Annotated in this window: 1 protein-coding gene; it reads left to right on the plus strand. The window is 31.7% G+C overall.

From position 1 onward, the window contains the following. Positions 1-107 precede the first annotated feature (107 nt). Complete coding sequence (locus tag F6K37_RS43065; RefSeq protein ID WP_287257299.1) at positions 108-1250, plus strand: IS4 family transposase; 1143 nt, start codon at positions 108-110, stop codon at positions 1248-1250. The last annotated feature ends 21 nt before the right edge of the window (positions 1251-1271 follow it).

The raw sequence follows: 1271 nt of genomic DNA on the forward strand, positions 1-1271 counted from the left end.
CTGGGGGGGCGACGATAGCGATTGAAACGATTGATACGTCAAGAGTGTAACGATCTGTGGTAGAAAAAGATAGGTCTTTCATTGTCAATAAGACCTATCTGTTGAAAATGTTACCCTTATTATATCAAAACCATCTAAAATTTAAACTAAAGGATCGTAATTATATTTTAGCAAATATTGTAGTTATTCTACTACAATCAATCAAAAGAGTTAGCCTAGAAAAATTAGCCAATGCTTTACCTCTTGGAATAAAATTTGAAAGTAGAAGAAAAAGACTACAGCGCTTTTTATCTTTACCAAGTTTAAATTTTGAAACTATTTGGTTTCCTATTCTATCTAATTTACTAGAAATATATTTTGAAAAAAATGACCTAGTTTATATAGCAATTGATCGGACAAATTGGGGTAAAATAAACCTTTTAGTAACTAGCCTAATTTGGGACAAAAGAGCTTTCCCAGTTTACTTTACTTTGATGCCAAAATTAGGCAGTAGTAATTTTAAGGAACAAACAACTCATATTTCAAAAATAATGCCGATTTTTAAAGATTATAGAATCTGCCTATTGGGAGATAGAGAATTTTGTTCTGTCAGGCTGGCAAACTGGTTGTCACAAAAGTCTGCATCCTTTTGTCTACGTCTTAAAAAAAATGAATTTATTGAAATTGAAAAACAAATTTGGACAGATTTAGATTCCTTAGAATTAGTCCCAGGAACTTCGTTATTTTTTCAAGGAATAAAAGTGACTAAAACTAAGGGATTACCCCGTTTTAATTTGGCCGCAAAATGGAAAAAAAAGATTTCAGGATTTGCCCCAAAAGAACCCTGGTTTATTCTCACAAATTTAAAGTCGTTAGACTTGGCAATTGCTGCTTATAAAAAACGATTTAATATTGAGCAAATGTTTAGAGATTTTAAAACAGGTGGCTATAACTTAGAAGACACTAATGTCTCAGATAATCGGTTAATTTCCCTAATTTTATTGATAACAATAGCTTATACTTCTGCTACTCTTCACGGACAAAAAATTAAACGTAAAGGAATTCAAAAATATGTTGGTAGAGTAAAAGAATCTGGTCGTTTACAAAGACGACACAGTAGTTTTTATATAGGCTTACATGCTCAAACTTGGGTCAAGTTTAGTTATGAACTTATTGATTTAATACAAGAATTAATGAAACTTAATCGTAATAAACAGAAGTATTATTTACGAGGAATGAGAGCTAGATCGCTTGCCCTGTCTGCTTTATAACTATTTTCGTCACCCCCCCAG

This window comes from Moorena sp. SIO4E2 (genome assembly GCF_010671945.1).
GTDB lineage: Bacteria > Cyanobacteriota > Cyanobacteriia > Cyanobacteriales > Coleofasciculaceae > Moorena > Moorena producens.